We start from the raw sequence: 22,859 nt of genomic DNA on the forward strand, positions 1-22,859 counted from the left end.
CGACATTACTATATCAAAATCAAATATCATTGTATATATTAATTTGGAATTTCGATATCTGCTGAATAAATTCCTCGAATAGAACCATCGTCCAGTTTGAGTTGTAATACACCTTCATCGGAAATCCCTAGTGCAACGCCCTCAATGGTTTCATTCAACATAACCGCACGAATCCGTCTTCCCGTCGTATTGGAATAGCCTTCCCACAATAACTTGATAGGCGAAAAACCATTTTTTACGTATATATCCGTATACAGTTCGAGAAACCCAAGAATTTTTGCCACTAGCTGTGCACGATCTACTGATTTACCCGTTAGCATTTTTAGCGAGGTTGCAATTGCATGTAATTCCTCAGGAAAATCGGCTGCCTCCTGATTAACATTCATGCCAATCCCAATAATAATCGCTTTCACTTGATCAGGATCCGCTTGCAGCTCTGTCAAAATCCCCGTTATTTTTTTCCCATCCACCAAAATATCATTCGGCCATTTAATCGCAGCTTCAATGCCCGTCAAGTCCTCAATTGCGCGAATAATCGCCACTGCAGCTACCAAAGTGAGCTGAGGTGCTTGTTGCGGTGTCAACGTTGGACGAGCAATGACGCTCATCCAGATGCCTTTTCCTGCAACTGAGCTCCATGGACGCAACATACGTCCCCTGCCCGTCGTCTGTTCATCTGCAATGATAACCGTTCCATCAGGCACACCACTTTGTGCTTCTTCATGTGCAATAATTTGCGTTGAACTACAAGTATCAAAATAACGAATGGTCTTTCCGTAGCGATTCGCGGTCAAATGTTTGTGGATATTCACTTCATCGACCCGATCCGGAGCTGTAATTAAATAATAGCCCTTTTTTCGAACGGTCCCTACTTCATAGCCCTCACTCTCGAGCTCTTTGACATATTTCCAAATCGCTGTTCGCGAGAGGCCAAACTGGTCTGCGATTTCTTGACCAGATACGGGTTCCCCTTTCGCTTCAAACAGCCTTTTCAATAATTCATTTTTCACGTTTATACTCACGGCTAAACCAGTCCTTTATGTCATTTGGGTCATTGTTGCACAAGCCATGTAAAACAGCTTGTTCAATTTCCTTCATCCACGTTCCTGTCCAGCGCCCGCCAGCTAAACCACTCCAGGCGATTAAGTCCTTGCCCGTTACAACAAGCTCCTCTTTCGATTGGATGGGCAATGCTTGTTGCTGTTGTTCGATTTCGGTACTCGTTAACGTGTCGGATGCTTCATCAAGTGCGTCACGTAGCTTTTCCACTGTCTGAAAGACGTCGCTAGCATAGTGGTAGTAATCATCGACAATATAATCCTGTACCTTGCGTTTCACATATAGTGCATGAACTTCCATCAGGAATTTCTTTTCAACATTGGACAATTTATAAGCCTTCGCCACAGCGGCCGGTGAAAAATCGCCGCTGATCATAAAGCAAGCCCAGCCCTCTAGTATCGATTCAAAAGGAACTGTACGTCCCAAGCCATCTATATCATGCGGAAACAATGGCAGATGGCTCCCCAAGCCTGTCTGTTGCATAGCGGTGAATGCCGCTTTCGGATTAACACCTATCAGCAATTTGTCCATCTCAGCTTTCAAACGCTCGACTGAAATATGACGAAGTCGCCCTGCATGGTTACGAATCGCTTCAAAGGTTTGCGGTTCAATCATAAAATCAAGGACGGCTGTAAAACGAATTGCGCGAAACATGCGAAGCGCATCTTCCTTAAAACGATCTTCGGGATTGCCTACAGCACGAATGACACGCTGCGCCAAATCATTTCTCCCTCCAAACGGGTCAATCAATTCGCCATCAATCGTCATCGCCAGCGCATTCATTGTAAAATCACGCCGTTGTAAATCTTCCCGTAACGATTTCACAAACTGCACTTCATCTGGCCGGCGATTGTCTGAATACGTCCCTTCCGTTCGGTATGTCGTCACTTCAATCGGTTCCCTGTGCATAAGAACTAACACAGTTCCATGTGCAATACCAACGTCAAACGTCGTTGAAAAGACCGCCTTCACTTCATCTGGCTCAGCAGAGGTTGCAATATCCATATCGGTCGCCGGCTTTCCGAGCACATAATCCCGAACGGCTCCTCCAACAAAAACAGCTTCATAGCCTGCTTGCTCAAGCGTGCGAATAACTTCACGGCTCGACGCCGTTCCGAATATGGTTGTCATGTACGTCCCGCCAATTCATAATAGAGTTCTTCATATTGCGCAACAATTGTCGTTGAACAGAATTTTTTTGCAGCTGTTTGTAAAGCACTGCTTTTCATCGTTTCATACAACGCCTCATCCATCAGTAAGGTCTTCGCCTTTTGGGCTACCATTGCGGTATCACCGAGGGGCACGAGATGGCCATCCACACCGTCTTCAATCACTTCTGGCATTCCTCCAACGGCGGTCGCAATCGCAGGTACGCCACAAGCAAATCCTTCCAGAATGACAAGGCCAAACGCCTCTTTTTCCGAGAGATGGAACATGATGTCACTAATTGCTAGCAATTCAGGCAAATCATCCCGCTTCCCTGTGAATATCACCTGATCTCGGAGTCCTAACTCCCTCACAAGTGCTTCCATATCGGTCTTCTCAGGGCCTTCACCTACAAGTAATAACTTGGCATCGACCGTCTGCGCAACCTCTTTAAAACTGCTAATAATATCCTCAATCCGTTTCACTTTCCTGAAATTCGAAATATGGATAATCACTTTATCATGCGTCTCAATTCCAAGATCCGCTTTTAATGTCCCCGGATCCACCGGTTGGTATTTTTGTTCATCGATAAAATTATAAACCGTCAAAATATCTTTTTCCGGCTTAATCAATTCGAGGGTCTCTTGGCGTAACGACTTCGACACAGCCGTGATAATATCCGATTTATTGATACCATAACGGACCGTATTTTGTAAGCCTGGGTCATGCCCAAGAATGGTCACGTCCGTTCCATGCAAAGTAGTGATAATCCCAATCTTGGAATTCGCCATGTCTTTTGCCAGCACCGCCGAGATTGCATGTGGAACCGCATAATGGACATGCAACAAGTCCAGCTGCTCGCTTTCAATGACTTGAGCAATGCGATTCGCCAGCGCAATGTCATACGGCGGATATTTAAACACCGCGTAGCCATCGATTTTCACTTCATGGAAATGAATATTCGGATGTGCGTCAATCAAACGAAATGGTTTCCCCGATGTAATGTAATGCATTTCATGGCCTTTATCTGCCATCATCAGACCAAGTTCAGTCGCAATGACACCTGAACCTCCAAGCGAAGGGTAGCAAATGACACCAACTTTCAATTTCTTCAAGCCTAACATCCCTTTCGCTCTTCAATAACTATATAAATTGAAATAAAGAACTCTATCAACAACGCTCGGCGCTTGCGGATGCCTCTCGCCATAAGCCAGGCAGCAAACCATTGCCAGTCTTATGGCTTCGGCGACCGCTTGTAAAGCGCCTTCGCTGGAGAGTAGATGAAAATAATCAGTTCAGCCTATATCAATCATTTACTCAATAATATTTTCTAGTCCATAAATCAGATGCTCTTGTTCTCGAACTTCACGTATCGCCATCAGAATCCCCGGCATGAAGCAATTACGATCAAACGAATCATGACGGATTGTGAGAAGCTCTCCCTCACCACCAAGTAGCACTTGCTGATGGGCAAGCAAGCCCGGCAATCGAATACTATGTATTTTCATCCCTTCAACGTCTGCACCGCGTGCGCCTGCTTGATGTTCTTGCTCTTCTGGATGCCCTTGAACATGCGGCTCTCGAACTTCTTTAATCATATCCGCAGTCTTGACAGCCGTTCCTGACGGTGCATCTAGTTTTCGATCATGATGCATTTCAAGAATTTCCACATCACCTAAATACCTTGCCGCCATGGCAGAAAATTTCATCATCAGAACTGCACCGATTGAAAAGTTCGGCGCAATGATCCCACCGAGTCGTGCAGCTACCGATAGTTCAGATAAAATCGCAAGATGATCTTGAGTTAAACCAGACGTTCCCACAACAGGGTGAATGCCAAGTGCTATCGCTTCTTTAACATTGTGGAAAACCGCATCCGGGTCTGTCACATCCAAAAGAATATCCGGCTGTGTATCCGCCGCCAAATCGGCAAGTGATGTATAGAATGGAATCCCTACCGGTTCTTCAGTGACAGCCGAATCATGATAATACATACCCTCATATTTATAATCGAGCGCTGCCACAACTTCCATATCCGGTGCTCCTGTGATCGCTTGTAGTGCTGTACTCCCCATTCTGCCACGTATACCTGCTATTGCTACCTTAATCATTGTGTTTCCTCCTTTTTAGTCCAACGGTTCGCATCTCGTTGTTCAAACTTCGTCATAACAGTGGCAAGCGCCTTTTCCAAGCTAATGCCCTGCGAATTCGCAAAGCAAATCAGCACAAATAACAAATCGCCTGTTTCCTCTTCTAGTGAACGAGCCGCTTCTTCCGGCTTTTTCTTTTTCATGCCATAGACATTTTGCACTTCTCTCGACAATTCCCCAAGTTCTTCTGTTAACCTTGCCAACAGCTCCATCGGTGGGAAATAGCCTTCTTTGAAACCATTTATGTACGAATCGACTTGCTGTTGTAACTGTTCCATTGTCTTTTTTTGTTCCATTATGCGTCAACTCCCCTTACCATCGTATAAAGTAACAACACTATTGTCAAAATAAAAATATAACTACTTCACTCCCGATGTTAATCTGTGCATGATGGCACAACAGGTGTGTTGATATTATCGCACGTCTCGTCCATAAATAACATTCCTGTTGCCTACTATCCCGATACATTAGATAAAAAAAATCCGTCACTCATGTAGATGAGGACGGATTTTCCCTATTGTTCTTCGCTATTATTCCTACCTGTAAAAATTAACAACAGACGAACCAATTCAAGTACAGCAACTGCTGCTGCCGCAACGTACGTCATCGCTGCCGCATTTAACACTTTCTTGGCATCTGGCTCTTCTTCATTGCGAATGACATTCAGTTCGACAATTTGATTCATCGCACGCGTCGAGGCGTTAAATTCCACTGGTAAAGTCACGAGCTGGAATAGAACTCCAACCGCAAGCAACAAGATTCCAATCCCCAGAAATGTGTTTGAGGTAAACAACCCAATCATGATGAAAATCCATGATGCGTTAGACGTAATACTCGCAGCAGGTGCTAGACGGTGACGAAAACGCAAAAATGAATAAGCTTCCTTATCCTGAATCGCATGTCCGACTTCATGTGCCGCCACAGCCGTGCCTGCAACAGATGCCTCGCGATAATTATGTGGAGATAAAGCAACGATTTTCGTCATCGGGTTATAATGATCACTCAAAAAACCTTGCGTTTCTACAACACGTACATCATGCAAACCATTTTTATCGAGAATGAGGCGCGCAACCTCAGCACCCGTCATGCCCGATGTCGAACGAACTCTTGAATATTTGTTATATGTGCTTTTCACTTTGAATTGGGCATAAAGTGGCAAGATGATAATTGCCGCAAAGTAAATCCAAAACATAAATCGATTTCCTCCCTTTTCTCTATAGCCCTATTCTATAATGACTACACCGCTAACCGCAACTTTTTACTATTATCGTATAGCATTTTTCGTTCTTTTCTTCCATACCCAATAAGCGAGACCAATACAAGCAATGGATAACCAAAATGTGAAATAACCGATTTGGTCCATATGCTTCATCAAATCCCGATAAATCGGCATTTGGCCGAATACATAGTCGATAACGTCATTATGTAGCGTCCAAATCGCCGCAATCGCAATATGAATCACACCAAATCGATACATTCGACTGTACAGCACCGCCTGAAGCGCCATAGCAAAATGTGAACCAATCAACATCCAGCCAACCGGACCAATCGCACCCGTCTCAACCAACGTCAATAAGTTCATGACAACTGCCCAAAGACCGTATTTTACAAGGGTAATCAGCGCGAGTGCTTCAATGAGTTTAAAATTCCGTCCAATTAACCAACCGATAATGGCTAACGTAAAAAACAAACTTGCTGTCGGACTATCTGGCACAAAGATCCAGAACTTCGGCTCTGTAATTTCTAATTGACTCATATACCAGTAATAACCGTATACGGTGCCTAATAAATTGACATATAGCAAAATCCATAGGAAGGATTTATGCGATAGGATAAGCCAAATTCTATTTATGAATGAACCCATGGACATCTCTCCGATTGGATTGTGATTTTTATAAGAACAAAAGCGCAAGCGCCTGTTCAGACGCTGGAACCTAGACTCTAAATAAGCATAGGTCACTACTTACTTTTCACTAAAAATATGTATAAAAAAAGAGTCAGTTTCCTGACTCTTTTTCCATATCTAGACTACGGATTGCCTCTAATTAGAGGCAATCCGCTGTGCTAGTTACTGATTTAGCCCTTCGATAAATTCGGCAAGAACTTGTAGATCTTCATCCGAACCTTCCCAAGTGCCAGGAGGCATGTCCCCTTGACCATCTTTGACAATTGTTACAACTTCATCAGCTGTTAAACCAGTGTTAGCCAACGGCTTCCCAAGTCCACCTTGGAATGCATCTCCGTGACAACCAATACAGGTCGCCCCAGCATACATTTGGTAGCCCTCCGACTCTGGATCGAATTGAACTTCTTCCACAATCGCACCCAATGCTTTTTGCTTTTCCCAGTCATGATTGACAACAGATTCCCATGTTAAATAGAAAAGTGCTGCGAATGAAAGAAGCATAAATGCTGTTGGTAGCGGACGCTTAAACGGACGGCGCTCTTTTGATGTATCCATGAATGGCACGAGCATTAATGCTCCAAATGCCAATCCTGGCATAACAAGTGCTCCAATAATGTTATAATCTCCAGAAGCAAATTCATATTTCAGCAATTGGTACATCGAAAGGAAGTACCAGTCTGGAACCGGCGTATACATAGTATCTGTCGGATCCGCTTGACGTTCAAGCGGTGATGGGTGCGCAACTGTTAAAATTAAATAACCGATTAAGAAAACGGCACCAATCATCCATTCCTTCAAAAGGAAGTTTGGCCAGAAAGCTTCCGTTTTACCCGGATATTCCGAGTAGTCTTTTGGGACGTTCGGCATCTTATTCGTAGCCTTAATGCGCGAATCTCCGACAAACTTCATCCCTTTTCCGCGTTGCATGGTGTCCCCTCCTTTACTCTCTTTAAAATCGTTTTATCTCTTATAGAGGTCCAGAAATACCTTGTCTTCGGATCATGATAAAGTGTGCTGCAAGCAACCCAAGCAAAGCAGCTGGTAAGAAGAATACATGAATCGCGAAGAAACGTGTTAATGTTTGTGCACCTAGAATCGTTGAATCCCCTGCAAGGAGAATTTTAATTGATTCACCGATGAACGGGACAGATGCAGCAATTTCAATTCCTACTTTCGTAGCGAACAATGCTTTCATATCCCATGGTAATAGATAACCTGTGAAACCAAGACCAAGCATAACACCGAAGATCATTACTCCGACAACCCAGTTCAGTTCACGTGGTTTCTTGTAAGAACCTGTAAAGAATACACGTAGCGTATGTAGGAACATCATCACGATAACAAGTGATGCCCCCCAGTGGTGCATCCCACGCACAATTTCACCGAATGCTACTTCGTTTTGAAGATAGTATACGGATTTCCATGCATTTTCAATGTCCGGAGTGTAGTACATTGTAAGGAACATTCCGGAAAGAATCTGGATGACAGTAACGAAAAACGTTAGCCCTCCGAAACAATAAATGAATGCAGAAAAGTGATGTGCAGGGTTTACGTGCTCAGGTACTTCGTGGTCAGCGATATCGCGCCAAATCGGGGTGATATCCAACCGTTCGTCAACCCAATCATAAATTTTATTTAGCACTTCGGTCGTACCCCCTTACATTTTTAAACTAATGTGTTCGGCACCGTTTTCCCAAGATAAACGATTCCGTCTTCCACTTTAACTTCAAATTCGTCAAGTGGACCTGTTGGTGGTGTTCCTTTTACGTTGTTACCATTTTTCATATAACGTCCCGCGTGGCATGGGCAGAAGAACTTATCTGGATGCTTATCATCCCCAGCCCAGTTCACTGTACAACCAAGGTGCTTACAGACCGGAGAAAGTGCGATGATCTTATCTCCTTCTTTGTAAACCCAAGCTGTGTTTGCTGCATCGAATTTGTACCAAGCATCTTCAACATCTTTGACTGTAAAGTCGACACGTACTGGCGTTTCCGTCAAATCGTCTGCTTTGTACTGAGTGGAAACAAAGTCTCCGCCGTCTGAAGTTTGCAAAACCGGATCGATTGCAAAACGAACCATTGGCATCAGCATTGCAGAAGCCATAAATCCACCGGTTCCCATTAGCGTATAGCTTAGGAATTGGCGTCTTGACACTTTGCTGCTCATCATTTTCCCTCCTCTTACTTAAAGGTCAGTCCAACGGACATATTTTTGCTAATTGTAATACTAGGACATATCTATGATATATCAATACGCATGTAAATTCAATCATGCTTTCTGTACAAGCACAAGTTTGTGAACAAATATTGAATTTTACTGTTGCGCCCACTTTTCCGTAAATCTCGGTAAAACTTGACGCAACTGATCTTCAATAATTGTTTGACGTAGCTGCGCGTCCATACTTTCAAGCGGAATCGACGGTAACCAAACGACTTCCCCCGTCATATCAATGCTTGTCCAAGCCGAATCTGTCGTCAAATAGAAGACATGCTTAAATGACGTGGCAGATAGGTCCTGTGATAGTAATTTAGCCATATCCGTTAAATTCATCGATGCTGTGTATGTAAACGGTGGCATCAGCATCATACGCCCCTTAAATTGCGTCTCAATGAACGTCGTTAAATGCATCAAAAAATCAGAAGAAGAAGCACCATTTTTCAGCTTGTCCGGCTCCGTCTCCACTTTAAGCAATGGAACGATTAATGTATCGATATATTCTTTCTGTTGCAAATATGTATCCATATCTTTGGCAGTCCAGTTCATGACCATCAAACCTCCTATAATCAATTACCCCCCGGCGTAATTGCATCAAGATTTTTTTCGAGCGGGCTCGAAAAGCTCCTCTAAAAAAATCTGCGACATCCGCCGGCCGACAAAAACGCCACTTCCTGTGGCATTGTCTGCATTAGTACATCCTGTACGTCGGAGGCTTGGGCCTGCACGATGCAGGTCATGCAGGCGTTGCCAATCGAACAGCGAAGGGATCGATTTGCCTTAATTTCTGTGCTTTTTGCAGAAATTAAGGCACCGCTCTTCGGACGTAGCGACCTTAGCCTGCGTTACTCTATAGTTTAGCCGGCGTTTGAACACCCACTGAACAGGAAACAAAACCGTATTCATCTTGCCACCTATCGGGGTGGGAGTTTTCAGCCGAATGAAGATAAATCAGGAAATAACTCCATCTCGCAAGATGGAGTTATTAGTCCTTTGTTACTAGCATATCATTTAACATTGCGGATAATGCGATGAATTGCTCTCGATCGTTGGCATCTAGCGCCTCATCTACCCTTTTCATCAGTAGTTCCATCGTCACAGTGCTAACACTCTCTTCGAGTAGTTGTGCTGCTATTTTTTTATCTCGTGCACTCACTTGTAAATAAGAAGGGAGGTATGGATTTTCTTCCCGAACGCTTGCATATTGCGGGCATGCATGGCTGTTTGGAAAGTTGAGCTGAATATACATCTTTTCATCCGGATGAAGTCGTAGGTCATGAAATGATTTCTCAGCATCCGCCGTCATTAAATTCCCCTTGTAGAAACGGAATGGAATACTGTCCGAATCTGTTATCGACATCACCATGGCCCGTGGACAATAATGGGCTTCGTCGGTAAAGTGAACATTTTGCAAAAGCTGTTCATGACTCAAAAGATAATTCAAAATCCACACGCATTCACGGCGCTTCAATTTGTACCGCTTGAGGAACCACCTTACGAAGTCCTTTTTGGCGGCGACAGGAATCATGGCCGTCATGTCACACCTCCTCGTCATTTTGCGCTTCTAAGAAAGCTCTCCAATACTCATTTTCAGGATGAATCGAAACCAGCTCTTTGATGATTACAATGGCTTCACGCTGTTTACCTTCTTCAAGAAGAAACTTTGCGAAGTTGTCAAGAAACTCCTGATCATCCTTCATCCCAATATATGCTTGACGGTAGAATGCATATGCATCCTCATATTGTTCACTTCGCTCATGCGCATAGGCCGTAAACGCAGCCAGTAATGGAATCGCACTCTGCTCATCCTTCGCATAGCCAAGTAAATCAAGCAGTGCTTCGTCTTGCTCTCTCTCATTATACAAAGAGGCTAGCGTCACAAGCGCCTCAATATATTCTGGATCAAGCGCAAGCGCCTCTTTCAAATGAACTTCTGCCGCTTCCGGCAAACCTAATTTCAAAGCAGATTTTCCAGCAGTCAACTGCAACTCTTTATCGAATTCGTCTCTCCGAATCCCTTTGTTGAACATGTCATAGGCTTTTTTATCATCCCCAGCCATGGACAATGCCTGCCCCGCCAACATGTAGGCTGAGAAATAATCTGGATCCATCTCTAGCAAGCGCTCAAGCAACGTGATAGACCTTTCCGCTTGGCCTGTTTGATAATAAGCAAATGCCGCTCCGAAAAGCGTGTCAGGCATCGTGTTCTCTTGGAGCATATCCTCATAATAAGGAATGGCTTCCTCATAAGCAGCTCCAGCACTATACGTTTCTGCCAGCCTCGCAAGGATACTGACACCACCGATTTCATCGGTTTCATCATGCAACTCAAGGTAGAGACGAGTAGCTTCCCCGTATTTCCCCGCATCGAGGAGCAGCTCTGCATAAGCAAATCGAATAACCAGTTCATGCGGTAATAACGCATGAGCTTCTTTGATTTTGCCGAGAGCCGCTTCCGCCATTCCTGACATTTGATAATAATCCGCCAACGCCATCAACGCTTGGACATATTCCTCGTCATCTGGATGCACGTCTGTCAACAATAGTAACGCTTCGTCTTCTTCTCCAAGCTCTAGCAACGTGCCCGCACGGTCTATTTTCAACTGCGCTTCGTCTGGCATATGCAACAGCAATGTCTCATACAGACGATCCGCTTCGCCGATAAATCCATAGTCTACAAACACGCCCGCCGCTTCGTAAAGCAAATCAAAGTCTGTCGACTCATTCAATTGTTCAACGATGCGACCTAATGTTTCAACCTCCCCTTCGAGTATAGCCCTTTCAATTTCCTGTAACTGTCCCATATTTTCACCTGTTCTTTCACAATGTATACATCAGTTCATTATCTATGTATATTTGTTCTAAAAGCAAGCTTTTCGAGGTCTTCAAAGAAACCAGGATAGGAAATATTAATACACGAAGGATCTTCAATTTCAATTGAACCGGACGCTGCAAGCGATGCAATGGCTGCCATCATGCCGATTCGATGATCGCCGTAAGAAGCGAGTGTGCCACCTGTTAAAGCAGTCGGCCCATGAATAATCATGCCATCTTCAGTCTCTTCAATCTGTGCACCTAACTTCTTCAGTTCCGTTGTCACCGCTGTAATTCGGTCTGTCTCTTTAACGCGTAGCTCTGCGGCATCTTTAATAACCGTATTCCCTGTCGCTTGCGTCGCCAACAATGCGATAACCGGCAATTCGTCAATAAGTCTCGGAATGAGATCTCCGCTAATTTCCGTCGCGCGTAATCCATCATGTGAGATAGTAACCGTACCAAACGGTTCACCTAGCCCCGTCGATTGTTCAACAATGTCAATTTTAGCTCCCATATTTTCCAACACATCGAGAATACCTGTCCGTGTCGGATTAAGCCCTACATCCTTAAATGTCACGGAACTGCCTTCTGTCATCGCCGCTGCTACCATAAAGAACGCCGCAGATGAAATATCGCCGGGTACGCGGACATCTGTCCCCGTAAGCACACTGCCACCTTGTACACGAACTGTCCGCCCTTCTCTTTGAATCGCTACGCCAAATTGCTCTAACATCCGTTCTGTATGATCACGGGACACAGTTTGCTCACTAACAGATGTTTCGCCTTCTGCATTGAGTCCCGCAAAAAGAATCGCCGACTTCACTTGAGCACTTGCAATCGGCATCGCATAATCCATTGCCGTCAGTTGCCCACCGGTAATCGTTAGTGGCAGTAAGTTACTATCCGACTCCCCTTCAATCGATGCATTCATCGACTTCAATGGCACCGATACGCGGTTCATAGGGCGTTTGGATAAATATTCATCTCCCGTCAAAACAGAAGTAACATGTGAACCAGCCAAGATGCCAAGCATCAAACGCGCTGTCGTACCCGAATTACCAGCGTATAGCTCTTCCTTTGGTGACTGCCAACTATGCATGCCTGGACTTTCCACCGTCACGTTTGTACCATTGCGTTCAATTGTGACACCTAATTGTTGAAAGATATCAATAGTCCGCAAGCAATCTTCCCCATCAAGAAAACCTGTAATCGTCGTTTTCCCTTTCGCGATTGAACCGAGCATAACTGCACGGTGTGAGATCGATTTATCACCTGGTACAGCTATTTCACCCGTTAATACTGGTTTATTGAATTCCACTGTTTTCGTTTCTACCAAAAAAAGCCCCCCTCATCAAATATGTGCCACATATAAAAGTCAAAGATTTTTGCTATATAGATTGAACTAAAGAATCTAACTACCCTCTGATTTCCGTTCGGAGCGGACGCTTTCCGCGGGCACAGCTTCAACCAAGCGAACAGCGAAGGGTCAGCTTCGCTTTTGTTCGCAAAAGCCGTTCTTCGTGATGGCTTTCGCCGAAGATTAGATAAAAATAATAAGTTTATATAAATCCAATTACACAATTTGCATACTATAATCCATTGTTTGTGCAAGAGCAGCCTTTGCTCGTTCACGATCATCTGCACTTTGGAAGCTAATAACAAGAATTCCGAAGACATCTGTTCGTGTCTCAACAATACGAATGTTGGTCAAACTGATTCGTTCATCAGCCAGTACTTTTGTAATATCTGAAATAATACCTGGATGATCCGGGATATCGATATGTAAATCATATGTCATATAAAGTGCACCTTGTGACGCGATTGGTAATTCATCACGAAACTGTTTCGCTCCTGCAAAATACTCGTAAATTTCTGAAGGGTCATTCGAAGTAAGCATAGTGCGAACGTTTTCCATCTCTTCCAGCCATCCATCAAGCTGTTTCAATAATTCCACCCGATTCTGTGTCGTAATATCACGCCACATAATCGGATCTGCGGAGGCAATTCGAGTCAAATCCCGGAAACCACCTGCCGCTAGCTTTCTGACAAATGGTTGAACCTCTTGTTGGACCGACAGTCTACCGACGAGTGAAGATGCAACGAGATGGGGGAAATGACTAACGATTGCCGTCATCCGATCATGCTCTTCTGCTTCTAACACGACCACTTTCCCCTTCGTCGGCTTCAATAATTGACATAGGAAGTCCACTTTCGCTTTATCGGTTTGCGCATCTGGCGTCAATACATAATACGCATTTTCAAACAGATGCTCCTTCGCCGCCGTTACACCACTTTTATGGGAGCCCGCCATCGGATGACCACCGATGAACGTAATTCCCCGTTCAAGCAATGGCTGCGCCGCCTCCATAATCGGCCCCTTCGTACTACCTGTATCTGTGAGGATGACGCCATCTTTTAACGTCCATTGTGATGCCTGCTGCATCATCGTCACCGTCGTGTTTACCGGTGTTGCAAAAACGATGACATCCGCATCTTCACAAGCATTATCGATGGATGTTGCAATCTTATCGATAATGCCTCTTCGAAACGCTTGATCTAACGTACTAAATGATCGATCGTACCCTGTTACATATAGTTCAGGATCCCGTTTCAAGGCAAGCCCTAACGAACCGCCAATCAGGCCTAGTCCTATAATTGAAACGTTGATTTTCATACTTGTAATCCCTCACCTACTAACAGTGTATCGAATGCCTTAAAGAATCCCGTGTTCTGCTCCTCCGTCCCAATTGTCACACGGACATAGCCCGGCGTACCAAGCGCATTGCCACTTCTGACAATAAAACCTTGTTGCAATAATTGTTCCGAAGCATGATCTGCATCGCCTGGCACTTCAAGCAAAACGAAATTCGCTTCCGAATCAAAGACATGTAGATTCTTCTCTGTTGCATAATGATTAAATCGCTGTCTCTGTTCATGATTAAGTTCACAGCATTGTGCAATGAACGCCTCGTCTTCCAACGCCTTTTCGGCAACTGCTAGCGCTAGCGAGCTATTGTTAAACGGGCTTCGTACTTTATTGAGGTTGGAAATGACCTCAGGATGGCCAACTGCATAGCCAATCCGGAAAGAAGCCAATCCGTATGCTTTTGAAAATGTTCGCAAGATAATAATATTCGGAAATTCGTCTAGCCACGTAACCGAATCTACATGCTCGGAAGCAGTGATAAATTCAAAATACGCTTCGTCAAGCACAACGAGGATATTTTTGGGTACTTGTTCAAGGAACGTTTTCAAGCGATCACTTGGTATCAAGTTGCCAGTCGGGTTATTCGGATTACACACCCATACGACCGCTGTGTGGTCGTCGATTGCCGCTGAGAACCCTTCTAAATCGTGCTGGCCGTTCTGCAAAGGAATTTCCCTTATTTCTGCCCCCTCGATTTTTGCATGATGAGCGTATTGTGGAAATGTCGGTGTTGCCATAACGGTATTCGCACCTACACCAAGTAGCGCCCGTGCAATAATCATAACGATTTCATCCGAACCATTCCCGAATAATAATGTTTCTTCACTAATTCCGTGCTTAGCAGCAACCTTACTGCGTAACGAGCTCGCATAACCGTCCGGATAGATTTCATATTGTAGGGCTGAAGTTGCTAAGTAGTCTTTGACAGCTGGTGCACAGCCATATGGGTTTTCATTGGAAGCGAGCTTCACAACCTCTTTCAGGCCATACAGCCGTTTCGCCTCTTCAATCGATCTGCCTGGTTTGTATGGGGTCATACTTTCAAGTGCTTTTTTCCAGTTCACATTAATCCCTCCGGTTACTAAACACGTTATTTTTATTCACTATATAAACTAAACTAAAGAATTCCACTAACAACGCTCGGCGCTTGCCTCTCGCCATAAGCTCGGCAGAAAATCACTGCCAGTCTTATGGCTTCGGCGACCGCTTGTAAGGCACCTTCGCTGGGTAGTAGATGAAAATCATAAGCTCAACTTAATATATCCTAGCGCACTAGTGACATGCGCCGAAGATATAGATCACATTCATTGCACTACTTCCAAAAGCGTAAGTCTTCCGCCAAATCAAGTTAGCGTTAGATCTGGTCGCAATTTCACCGCTTCATTTTGATAGATATGCTTGATATAGCGTTGCGGCGTATCTGTATTGACATGCATAAGTGCTCGGATACACAGTGGCATTGCCCCAGGTACGTCCATTTCATGCGTACACATGACAGGTACATACGTCCAGCCTTCAATCGTCCGAACTGCTTTTGCCGGGAAAGTCGACTTGACATCCGCAGTTGTTGAAATCAGTACGGAAATAATATCTTTCGGCAAGATCCGATTCGCCTCTGCCATTTCGAGGACAAGTGCTTCGGTCGCTTCAAGAACTGTTTGTTCATCATCACGTTCAACCGTTGTCGCTCCCCTTAAACCCCTTACCATCATCATGTCACATCCCCTTCTACTCGCTGCTGTAATTGCTGAAATGCTAGCTCACATTGCTCCCCTGATAATTCTTTCACAAATGGATTGCCCACACCATCGAGCAAGACAAAATTTAATTTGCCAAAAGAAGCTTTTTTATCTTTTTCCATATAGTTCATAAATTCATCAAATGAATGCTCATAAATCGGTCGGAACGTATAACCATGTTTTTTAGCAAAATGAATATAACGATTTGTCAACGTTTCCTCTATCGCACCTTGTGTTTCACTTAACAGTAGACTATAAGCCATGCCAATCATGACGGATTCACCATGGCTTAAACCACCAAATCCACACGCAGCTTCCACTGCATGACCAAATGTATGGCCAAAGTTCAAATATTTTCTTGCCCCATGCTCGAATTCGTCTTCCGCGACAATGTTCGCCTTCACTTCAATCCCTTTTAATAGTTCGATAGACAACCAATCGATTGTTGGCTGCGAGAAAGTAGGGTTGGCCAATAACTCATTCGTCCAGCCCTCATCTGATATCATTGCATGCTTTAACAGCTCTGCCATCCCCGACCGAATTTCTTTTGCTGGTAATGTTGTAAAAAGCGCCATATCGAAAAGTACACCTGATGGTTGATGAAAAGAACCTACCATATTTTTACCTTCCGGCATATTGATAGCTGTTTTTCCACCTACTGCACTATCATGCGCTAAAATGGTTGTCGGACATTGCAAAAATCGAATACCCCTCATAAACGTCGCAGCGACAAAGCCCGTTAAATCGCCACAAGCACCTCCACCGAATGCGATGACAAGCGAGTCCCGCGTAAACTTTTCTTGTAAGAGAAACGACAGACAGTCAACGTAAACAGCAGAGGTTTTACATGCCTCACCTGCGGGAACCGTTTTAACGACAACTTCTCGGTTTGTAGACGCCAACGCTGCTTGTAGGCGTGGCAAATGGCTAGCGGCAACCTGCTCGTCTGCAATAATCGCAATGCGATCCGTACGTTCAAATAATTCCGCATAGTCCGTTGCAAACAGCTCATAGGTGTTTTGCCCAATATGAACGTCATATTCATGATTCTTAATATTGACTGTAAGTTTTCCCATATTAAAACTCCTTCACATAGCGTCTGTAATCGGCAATCTCCTTTTTGAGGCCATCCATCGTATCTGAACGAAATTCTTCCATAATCGCTTTTGCCATTTCCGTTGCAATAACATGCTCTGCCACTACAGAAGCAGCTGGTACTGCACAAGGATCCGAACGCTCGATTGTTGCAACGAACGGCTCTTTCGTATCGATATCGACACTTTCAAGTGGTTTGTACAATGTAGGAATCGGTTTCATGACGCCTCTCACAACAATCGGCATACCCGTCGTCATACCGCCTTCCAAGCCACCTAAACGATTGGATTTACGGTAGTAACCTTGCTCTGCATCCCAAGCAATTTCATCATGCACTTCGCTCCCTGGCATTTTTGCCATTTCAAACCCAAGCCCGATTTCAACACCCTTAAATGCATTGATGCTCATCATCGCACCCGCGAGCTTGCCATCCATCTTGCGGTCAAATTGTACATAGCTACCGATTCCTGGAGGACATCCTTCAATAATGACTTCTACAACGCCACCAATCGTATCTCCACGGCCTTTTGCATCGTCAATGGCTTGTACCATCAATTGCGCTGCTTCCGGATCCGCACAGTACACGGGATCGTTTTCAATGATGCTACGAAGCGCTTCTGTATCTTTTCCTGCATATGTATCTGGATTTGTCGTTACACCGCCGATTTCCGTTACATGCGCCACGGTTTGAATGTCTAGTTCTCGTAAAAACTGCTTCGCGACTGCACCAATTGCCACACGCATTGTCGTCTCACGAGCAGATGAGCGTTCAAGCACATTACGCAAATCCCGGTGACCATATTTCATACCACCAACAAGGTCCGCATGGCCCGGTCTCGGTCTTGTAATTTGTCTTTTCACATCTTCCGGCTTGACGTCCTCTGGCAACGGCTCTACGCCCATAATACTCGTCCAATGTTTCCAGTCATCATTGACGACTGTCAACGTTACCGGCGATCCTAGCGTCTTCCCATGACGAACACCGGATGAGATGATTACCTGATCTTTTTCAATCTGCATGCGTCTACCGCGGCCATGCCCTCCTTGGCGTCGCGACAGCTCACGATTGATCATTTCTGCCGTCAATTCCATTTGAGCAGGAAGCCCTTCAATAATTGCGGTCAATTGTGGTCCATGTGATTCTCCAGCTGTGAAATACCTCATTCTATTTCCTCCCATTGATGATTATAATATCATCTGTTTTATAGCACTTTACCAAAGTAGCGCCCTCTTGACTATCTATTTATATAAAAAATATCCGGAAAGTGTCCGGATATTCAAATTTTTCTATAGAAGAACGTATCTTCAGATTCAAAACCGTATTTTGCAGGATTAAAAATCTGTTCTGTACTTCCTACAAAAAGAATGCCACCTTTTTTTAAGGATTTCGAAAAATTCATGTAGATTTGATCTTTCGCTTCCTCTGTAAAATAGATCATCACGTTGCGGCAAACGATTAAATCGAAACCTGTATCATAACGATCCTCTAACAGGTTTTGCTGCTTAAATGTCACCGTTCGCTTCACTTCGTCCTTCACTTGATAATAATGACCTTCGTTGACGAAAAACTTTTGCACAACCGATGCTGGTACTTCCTTAAGCGCTCGCTCAGGATAAAGTCCAACCTTGGCACGCTCAATGACACCCATATCCAAATCTGTCGCTAAAATCGAAATCTCACGCAGTGGCACATGTGAAGATAATACCATCGCAAGCGAATATGGCTCTTCTCCTGTTGAACAAGCCGCACTCCAAATCTTCAGTTTCTTATTCCCAGCAAGTAACTTCGGAAAAATCTTCTTCTCCAGTACATTCCACCGCTGCGCATTGCGGTAAAATTCGGACACATTAATCGTCATCCGATCCAGGAATTCCTCAAGCATCGCTGAATCCTTATGTATCGCATCATAATACTCTTTAAAATTCCGAAACCCTTTTTTCTCATAAAGAGAAGTCAATCTTCTTCTCATTTGGGCTTCTTTATAAAGTGATAAATCGATGCCTGTCTTCTTTTTAATATTTTCAATAAATATAGCATAATCCGGCAATGGTACCCCTCCCGTTCATATGTTCCTTTCATTATAGCTGATTCGGACGCATTACGGAATAACAAAAACAGCCTTGCGCAATTGGCAGGCTGTTTTATGTATTAGTTAATCCAGTTGTTCATCACTTTGTCATAAGATACAAGCTCTTCTTCTTTGAAGAAAAGACCGATTTCACGAACTGCAGATTCTGGTGCATCAGAACCATGAATGATGTTTTTACCAACAGTCACTGCGAAGTCACCACGGATTGTACCAGGTGCTGATTCTTTCGGGTTTGTTGCGCCTGTCATTAGACGGCCAACAGAGATGACATTTTCGCCTTCCCATACCATTGCGAATACAGGTCCTGAAGTGATGAAGTCAACGAGCTCGCCAAAGAAGGGACGCTCTTTATGTTCAGCATAGTGTTGTGCTGCAAGCTCAGGTGTGATTTGCATAAGTTTTGCACCTACAAGTTGAAAACCTTTGCTTTCAAAACGACCAACGATTTCACCAATTAGGTTACGTTGAACGCCATCAGGCTTAACCATTAAAAATGTTCTTTCCATTTTAAAACACTCCTCTTCTATCTATCGGAATTTATCCTTTTCGATCGTACCATTCGATGCATGATCTTTCAACTGTTATCTTACGCAAATGCTTGTGATGTCTTAACAATACCTAAATCAATTAAGCCTCGGCGTAATTGCGTCCAGATTTTTTCGAACTCGCTCGAAAAGCTCCACTAAAAAATCTGTGACATCCGCCGGAGGCTTGGGCCAACAGGATGTTGGTCATGCAGGCGTTGCCACAGGACGTGGCGACCTTAGCCTGCGTTCCTCTATCGTTCAGCCGGCGTTTGAACACCCACTGAACAGAAAAGCAAAACCGCATTCATCTCGCCACCTAAGGAGGTGGGAGTTTTCTGCTGAATGAAGATAAACTGAACTAAAGAGTCCCACTCACACCACTGATTTCCGTTCCGAGCGGACGCTTTCCGCGGGCACGGCTTCAATCTCCTCGTCACTGAAAGCGGTGCTCCCAGACGCTTCGCTTTTCGACCGCAAAAGCCATTCTTCGTAATGGCTCTTCCTGCGGGGCTTTCAGCTCGCGCTATTCCCGCAGGAGTCCCCGCTCTCCACTCCAATCAACTAGAGTATGTAAAAATCATAAATTCAACCTAATATAGATCAATATTTGCGTTTGCTGATAAATGCAGCAATCTGCATGAATGCCTTTTTCGCATCTCCATCTGGCAGCGTACTGATTTCATCTAACGCTTTTTGCAGATAGATGTCACTTACTGCCTGGGCTTTTTCAATGGCTCCCGAACGACGGATGTATGCAAGCATGTCATCGCGTTCTGACTCCGTTAGCGTCCCGTCAAAAGCATGTTCCATAAATGGTCGGAATGCCGCATCATCTTTTATGTACAAAATCGGCAACGTTAAATGACCGTTCAATAAATCACTGCCAGCCGGCTTACCAAGCTTTTTATCCGTCGATGTAATATCCAAAATATCGTCCACAATTTGAAACGCCATACCCGCAAAATAACCAAAACGGCGCATCTTTCGAACTGTAGCTGGATCTGCTGCGGAGACAAGTGCTCCGAGTTCGCAACTGGAGGACAGCAATAGTGCCGTCTTTCGTTTAATGCGACGTAAGTAATCGCGAATCGACTGATCCACTCTGCGCTGATGATCGATTTGAATAATTTCACCTTTACAAATTTCAAGCATCGTTTCAGCAAGTAATTGATGGACGGCCGGAATTTCAATTTCACCGATAGACGTAAGCGCTCGTGAAAAAATAAAATCCCCCGTATACATCGCAATGCGGTTATCCCATCTTGCCTTGATTGTTTTGAAACCTCGGCGCATATCCGCATCATCAATGACATCATCATGTACAAGCGAGGCCATATGTACTAACTCTAACGAGACGGCCACTTTCGCCACATCTTTCAAATGGTAATGACCAAATTGAGCAGCAAGAATAACGAAAACCGGACGTATTCTTTTCCCTCCAGCCTTCAAAAGATGGAGAGACGCCTGCTGTATAATTGGGGAAGATGATTCGACGGATCGTTCAAGCTCCTTTTCTATATAAGCGATATCCTTTCGGAAATCTGCATAAAGTGATACTAACTTCAATTTCTCCAAGACGATTACCTTCCCCTGCGGTCTTTATTATTTATACCCTATGTGCCCTGCCGCGGCACCACCGCTATATGATTTATAAGACACGGCTGTGAAGCCAGCTTCCGTAAACAGTTGAGCGAGCCCCTTCATCCCCGGGAATTCGTCTGCTGACTCCTGAAGCCATGAGTATTCTTTATAACTTTTTGCCAGTACTTTGCCCATTAGTGGCATGATAAATTTAAAATAGAACTTAAAGAGCTGTCGATAACCAGGCATCTCAGGTTGTGATGTATCTAAACAAGTCACCATACCTCCCGGCTTCAAAACACGATGTAGTTCTTTTAATACCGTCAAATAATCTGGGACATTGCGCAAACCAAAACCGATTGTGACATAGTCGAATGAAGCATCTGGAAATGGTAATTCCATCGCATTGCCTTGCTGAAGCGTAATGTTTGGGTAACTTGCCACTTTCGGCCTCCCTGCTTCGAGCATACCTTCACTAAAATCAAGACCGATTACACTGCCTGTTGGACCGACTGCCTTCGCTAATGCAATCGTCCAATCAGCAGTTCCACAGCAAACATCGAGCGCATGTGCGCCTTCCCGTACATCCATACGCACCATGACGTCATCGCGCCATTTCTTATGCTGATTGAGACTGATGACGGAATTCATCTTATCATAATCACCGGAGATCTTTTCAAAAACGTTATGGACTTTTTGTTCTTTCGTTATTGCCAAAGGTTATACCCCTTTTCTGTCAAATACACCGTGGCGTATTCACATCCAGATTTTTATCGATCAACCACTCTACAACATTTGCGGCGTCCGCCAAAGGCTTCCACTTACACAATCAAATCAATTTGCTGAGAAGTGGCGTGGTCATTTTACAGATTTCCTGCCGTAAAAAAGGAGTTAAAAAATACGCAGCATCGATCGCTTCTTGCAATTGCGTTGCAAGTAAAGCAATCGCTTGCTCCTGCTCATACGCACTCACTTTACTTCCAGCGGACTGCGCCTCTAGCCACAGAAGCGGCAAAGCGCTTTTTGCTAGTTGCACGTAGCGTGAAAAGCCGAATGTATGTAAAAAATTCTCGATACAGCCTACTTCAATCGTTTGAATCGCTTCAATCAATTTGGATTGCTCACCTGGTAATTGTTTGTGCACGGTTGTCTTCATCTCGTTCACTCGCCCAATTGACTGCGATAACGATCGAATAAAACCAAATTCCGGAAGTGATGCAAGGAGGCGATAATGAATGCCACTAAAATGATCTCCCGACAGCACTGTAAGTTGTTGCTGTTTAGAAGTTGCGTCGAATAAATCGATGGTATCATGTGCATCAAATCCAGCATGAACTGCACCGACAGCAATTGCTGCGGTATTCATATGCCCTGTCCATCTTTCTCCATTCAACATCGGTAAAAGAAGAAAGAATGCTTTGGTCGCATCGACTGATACTAACCCAACATCCCGCTGGACGATGGGTTCGTAAATCGCTTGCCCTACCTCTGCTCTATAATGCTCAATATGCTGTTGTATAATTTGTCTTTCCATTGTCGAATCCCCATTCAAAGACATCTGCGGAGAAGTAGGGCCATTACGTGTTATTCCTTACCTTCGCTCGTAATGACACCATGTGCTGTATGGACGTCGGCTTTTCCGCGTATTTTCATTGCCGACGTGTGCTCAGTGAACTGCGCAATCATGACTTCGCCGGAATCGAGTTTTTCCGTATGATGGAACTTTGTGTCATTCCCTCGCGTCAATCCGATAACGTTCACGCCGTCTTCTTTTGCCTTAATAATAATATAGTCGGGTTGTGTCATCCTTACGGCTCCTGTCTGT

The 22,859-nt window shown here is 44.4% G+C and carries 25 protein-coding genes; all 25 read right to left on the reverse strand.

All coding sequences use genetic code 11. The annotated features are described in order from the left end of the window. Positions 1-38: 38 nt before the first annotated feature. The 25 genes from MKY34_RS16440 to mtrB all read right to left on the reverse strand — a co-directional run bounded on the left by MKY34_RS16440 (position 39) and on the right by mtrB (position 22,840). Positions 39-1,010, reverse strand: a complete 972-nt coding sequence (locus tag MKY34_RS16440) for a biotin--[acetyl-CoA-carboxylase] ligase (RefSeq protein WP_342512196.1) — start codon at positions 1,008-1,010, stop codon at positions 39-41. Then, positions 1,000-2,190 carry a CCA tRNA nucleotidyltransferase gene (locus MKY34_RS16445; RefSeq protein ID WP_342512197.1) on the reverse strand — a complete coding sequence of 397 codons (1,191 nt, stop codon included), beginning with the start codon at positions 2,188-2,190 and terminating at the stop codon, positions 1,000-1,002. The genes MKY34_RS16440 and MKY34_RS16445 overlap by 11 nt, the downstream gene beginning before the upstream one ends. Then, positions 2,187-3,329: an N-acetyl-alpha-D-glucosaminyl L-malate synthase BshA gene (gene bshA, locus MKY34_RS16450; protein ID WP_342512198.1), complete on the reverse strand. Its 1,143-nt coding sequence runs from the start codon at positions 3,327-3,329 to the stop codon at positions 2,187-2,189. Before bshA ends, MKY34_RS16445 begins: the two co-directional genes overlap by 4 nt. A gap of 189 nt (positions 3,330-3,518) precedes the next feature. Further along, a complete protein-coding gene (gene dapB, locus MKY34_RS16455) occupies positions 3,519-4,316 on the reverse strand; it encodes a 4-hydroxy-tetrahydrodipicolinate reductase (RefSeq protein ID WP_342512199.1) in 798 nt (265 codons plus the stop codon). After that, positions 4,313-4,651, reverse strand: coding sequence for a nucleotide pyrophosphohydrolase (locus tag MKY34_RS16460; RefSeq protein ID WP_342512200.1), 339 nt, complete (start codon positions 4,649-4,651; stop codon positions 4,313-4,315). Before MKY34_RS16460 ends, dapB begins: the two co-directional genes overlap by 4 nt. 218 nt (positions 4,652-4,869) lie before the next feature. Next, complete coding sequence (locus MKY34_RS16465) at positions 4,870-5,547, reverse strand: zinc metallopeptidase (RefSeq protein WP_342512201.1); 678 nt, start codon at positions 5,545-5,547, stop codon at positions 4,870-4,872. A 72-nt stretch (positions 5,548-5,619) separates the two neighbouring features. Next, complete coding sequence (locus MKY34_RS16470; protein ID WP_342512202.1) at positions 5,620-6,219, reverse strand: DUF1405 domain-containing protein; 600 nt, start codon at positions 6,217-6,219, stop codon at positions 5,620-5,622. A gap of 204 nt (positions 6,220-6,423) precedes the next feature. Next, a complete protein-coding gene (locus MKY34_RS16475) occupies positions 6,424-7,188 on the reverse strand; it encodes a c-type cytochrome (protein WP_342512203.1) in 765 nt (254 codons plus the stop codon). Positions 7,189-7,228: 40 nt separating this feature from the next. Further along, positions 7,229-7,903, reverse strand: a complete 675-nt coding sequence (locus MKY34_RS16480; protein ID WP_342512204.1) for a cytochrome b6 — start codon at positions 7,901-7,903, stop codon at positions 7,229-7,231. Between the two features lie 23 nt (positions 7,904-7,926). Beyond that, positions 7,927-8,433 carry a ubiquinol-cytochrome c reductase iron-sulfur subunit gene (locus tag MKY34_RS16485; RefSeq protein ID WP_342512205.1) on the reverse strand — a complete coding sequence of 169 codons (507 nt, stop codon included), beginning with the start codon at positions 8,431-8,433 and terminating at the stop codon, positions 7,927-7,929. Between the two features lie 144 nt (positions 8,434-8,577). Further along, positions 8,578-9,027: a DUF2487 family protein gene (locus MKY34_RS16490; RefSeq protein WP_342512206.1), complete on the reverse strand. Its 450-nt coding sequence runs from the start codon at positions 9,025-9,027 to the stop codon at positions 8,578-8,580. A gap of 436 nt (positions 9,028-9,463) precedes the next feature. Beyond that, the gene (locus MKY34_RS16495) at positions 9,464-10,015 is read right to left on the reverse strand and encodes a ReoY family proteolytic degradation factor (RefSeq protein ID WP_342512207.1); all 552 of its coding nucleotides are present in this window, start codon (positions 10,013-10,015) and stop codon (positions 9,464-9,466) included. A 1-nt stretch (position 10,016) separates the two neighbouring features. Continuing rightward, positions 10,017-11,282 carry a tetratricopeptide repeat protein gene (locus MKY34_RS16500; protein WP_342512208.1) on the reverse strand — a complete coding sequence of 422 codons (1,266 nt, stop codon included), beginning with the start codon at positions 11,280-11,282 and terminating at the stop codon, positions 10,017-10,019. Positions 11,283-11,320: 38 nt separating this feature from the next. After that, positions 11,321-12,631, reverse strand: coding sequence for a 3-phosphoshikimate 1-carboxyvinyltransferase (aroA, locus tag MKY34_RS16505; RefSeq protein ID WP_342512209.1), 1,311 nt, complete (start codon positions 12,629-12,631; stop codon positions 11,321-11,323). 237 nt (positions 12,632-12,868) lie between these two features. Next, positions 12,869-13,969, reverse strand: a complete 1,101-nt coding sequence (locus tag MKY34_RS16510) for a prephenate dehydrogenase (protein WP_342512210.1) — start codon at positions 13,967-13,969, stop codon at positions 12,869-12,871. Further along, complete coding sequence (gene hisC, locus MKY34_RS16515; protein ID WP_342512211.1) at positions 13,966-15,066, reverse strand: histidinol-phosphate transaminase; 1,101 nt, start codon at positions 15,064-15,066, stop codon at positions 13,966-13,968. The genes MKY34_RS16510 and hisC overlap by 4 nt, the downstream gene beginning before the upstream one ends. A 279-nt stretch (positions 15,067-15,345) precedes the next feature. Continuing rightward, positions 15,346-15,711 (reverse strand): chorismate mutase, encoded by a 366-nt coding sequence (aroH, locus tag MKY34_RS16520; protein WP_342515287.1) that lies wholly within the window; start codon positions 15,709-15,711, stop codon positions 15,346-15,348. A 2-nt stretch (positions 15,712-15,713) separates the two neighbouring features. Then, on the reverse strand, positions 15,714-16,817 hold the full coding sequence (aroB, locus tag MKY34_RS16525) for a 3-dehydroquinate synthase (protein ID WP_342512212.1): 1,104 nt from the start codon (positions 16,815-16,817) through the stop codon (positions 15,714-15,716). A gap of 1 nt (position 16,818) precedes the next feature. Beyond that, the gene (gene aroC / locus MKY34_RS16530) at positions 16,819-18,000 is read right to left on the reverse strand and encodes a chorismate synthase (protein ID WP_342512213.1); all 1,182 of its coding nucleotides are present in this window, start codon (positions 17,998-18,000) and stop codon (positions 16,819-16,821) included. A gap of 113 nt (positions 18,001-18,113) precedes the next feature. Beyond that, positions 18,114-18,884: a protein-glutamate O-methyltransferase CheR gene (locus MKY34_RS16535; protein WP_342512214.1), complete on the reverse strand. Its 771-nt coding sequence runs from the start codon at positions 18,882-18,884 to the stop codon at positions 18,114-18,116. A 101-nt stretch (positions 18,885-18,985) separates the two neighbouring features. Then, positions 18,986-19,432, reverse strand: coding sequence for a nucleoside-diphosphate kinase (ndk, locus tag MKY34_RS16540; protein WP_342512215.1), 447 nt, complete (start codon positions 19,430-19,432; stop codon positions 18,986-18,988). A 621-nt stretch (positions 19,433-20,053) separates the two neighbouring features. Further along, positions 20,054-21,028, reverse strand: coding sequence for a polyprenyl synthetase family protein (locus MKY34_RS16545; protein ID WP_342512216.1), 975 nt, complete (start codon positions 21,026-21,028; stop codon positions 20,054-20,056). Between the two features lie 27 nt (positions 21,029-21,055). Next, positions 21,056-21,751 (reverse strand): demethylmenaquinone methyltransferase, encoded by a 696-nt coding sequence (locus MKY34_RS16550; protein ID WP_342512217.1) that lies wholly within the window; start codon positions 21,749-21,751, stop codon positions 21,056-21,058. Positions 21,752-21,863: 112 nt separating this feature from the next. Further along, on the reverse strand, positions 21,864-22,568 hold the full coding sequence (locus tag MKY34_RS16555; protein WP_342512218.1) for a heptaprenyl diphosphate synthase component 1: 705 nt from the start codon (positions 22,566-22,568) through the stop codon (positions 21,864-21,866). Positions 22,569-22,618: 50 nt separating this feature from the next. Continuing rightward, positions 22,619-22,840, reverse strand: a complete 222-nt coding sequence (gene mtrB, locus MKY34_RS16560; protein ID WP_342512219.1) for a trp RNA-binding attenuation protein MtrB — start codon at positions 22,838-22,840, stop codon at positions 22,619-22,621. Between the last annotated feature and the right edge of the window lie 19 nt (positions 22,841-22,859).

This window comes from Sporosarcina sp. FSL K6-1522 (assembly GCF_038622445.1).
GTDB lineage: Bacteria > Bacillota > Bacilli > Bacillales_A > Planococcaceae > Sporosarcina.

Excerpts from the sequence above, each read along its gene's own strand:
- MKY34_RS16510 (WP_342512210.1), bottom strand. The coding sequence starts at position 13,969 with ATGAAAATCAACGTTTCAATTATAGGACTAGGCCTGATTGGCGGTTCG.
- aroC (WP_342512213.1), bottom strand. The coding sequence starts at position 18,000 with ATGAGGTATTTCACAGCTGGAGAATCACATGGACCACAATTGACCGCA.
- dapB (WP_342512199.1), bottom strand. The coding sequence starts at position 4,316 with ATGATTAAGGTAGCAATAGCAGGTATACGTGGCAGAATGGGGAGTACA.
- mtrB (WP_342512219.1), bottom strand. The coding sequence starts at position 22,840 with ATGACACAACCCGACTATATTATTATTAAGGCAAAAGAAGACGGCGTG.
- bshA (WP_342512198.1), bottom strand. The coding sequence starts at position 3,329 with ATGTTAGGCTTGAAGAAATTGAAAGTTGGTGTCATTTGCTACCCTTCG.
- MKY34_RS16465 (WP_342512201.1), bottom strand. The coding sequence starts at position 5,547 with ATGTTTTGGATTTACTTTGCGGCAATTATCATCTTGCCACTTTATGCC.
- aroH (WP_342515287.1), bottom strand. The coding sequence starts at position 15,711 with ATGGTAAGGGGTTTAAGGGGAGCGACAACGGTTGAACGTGATGATGAA.
- MKY34_RS16490 (WP_342512206.1), bottom strand. The coding sequence starts at position 9,027 with ATGAACTGGACTGCCAAAGATATGGATACATATTTGCAACAGAAAGAA.
- MKY34_RS16475 (WP_342512203.1), bottom strand. The coding sequence starts at position 7,188 with ATGCAACGCGGAAAAGGGATGAAGTTTGTCGGAGATTCGCGCATTAAG.
- MKY34_RS16460 (WP_342512200.1), bottom strand. The coding sequence starts at position 4,651 with ATGGAACAAAAAAAGACAATGGAACAGTTACAACAGCAAGTCGATTCG.
- aroB (WP_342512212.1), bottom strand. The coding sequence starts at position 16,817 with ATGGGAAAACTTACAGTCAATATTAAGAATCATGAATATGACGTTCAT.
- ndk (WP_342512215.1), bottom strand. The coding sequence starts at position 19,432 with ATGGAAAGAACATTTTTAATGGTTAAGCCTGATGGCGTTCAACGTAAC.
- MKY34_RS16500 (WP_342512208.1), bottom strand. The coding sequence starts at position 11,282 with ATGGGACAGTTACAGGAAATTGAAAGGGCTATACTCGAAGGGGAGGTT.
- MKY34_RS16555 (WP_342512218.1), bottom strand. The coding sequence starts at position 22,568 with ATGGAAAGACAAATTATACAACAGCATATTGAGCATTATAGAGCAGAG.
- MKY34_RS16445 (WP_342512197.1), bottom strand. The coding sequence starts at position 2,190 with ATGACAACCATATTCGGAACGGCGTCGAGCCGTGAAGTTATTCGCACG.
- MKY34_RS16485 (WP_342512205.1), bottom strand. The coding sequence starts at position 8,433 with ATGATGAGCAGCAAAGTGTCAAGACGCCAATTCCTAAGCTATACGCTA.
- MKY34_RS16470 (WP_342512202.1), bottom strand. The coding sequence starts at position 6,219 with ATGGGTTCATTCATAAATAGAATTTGGCTTATCCTATCGCATAAATCC.
- MKY34_RS16495 (WP_342512207.1), bottom strand. The coding sequence starts at position 10,015 with ATGACGGCCATGATTCCTGTCGCCGCCAAAAAGGACTTCGTAAGGTGG.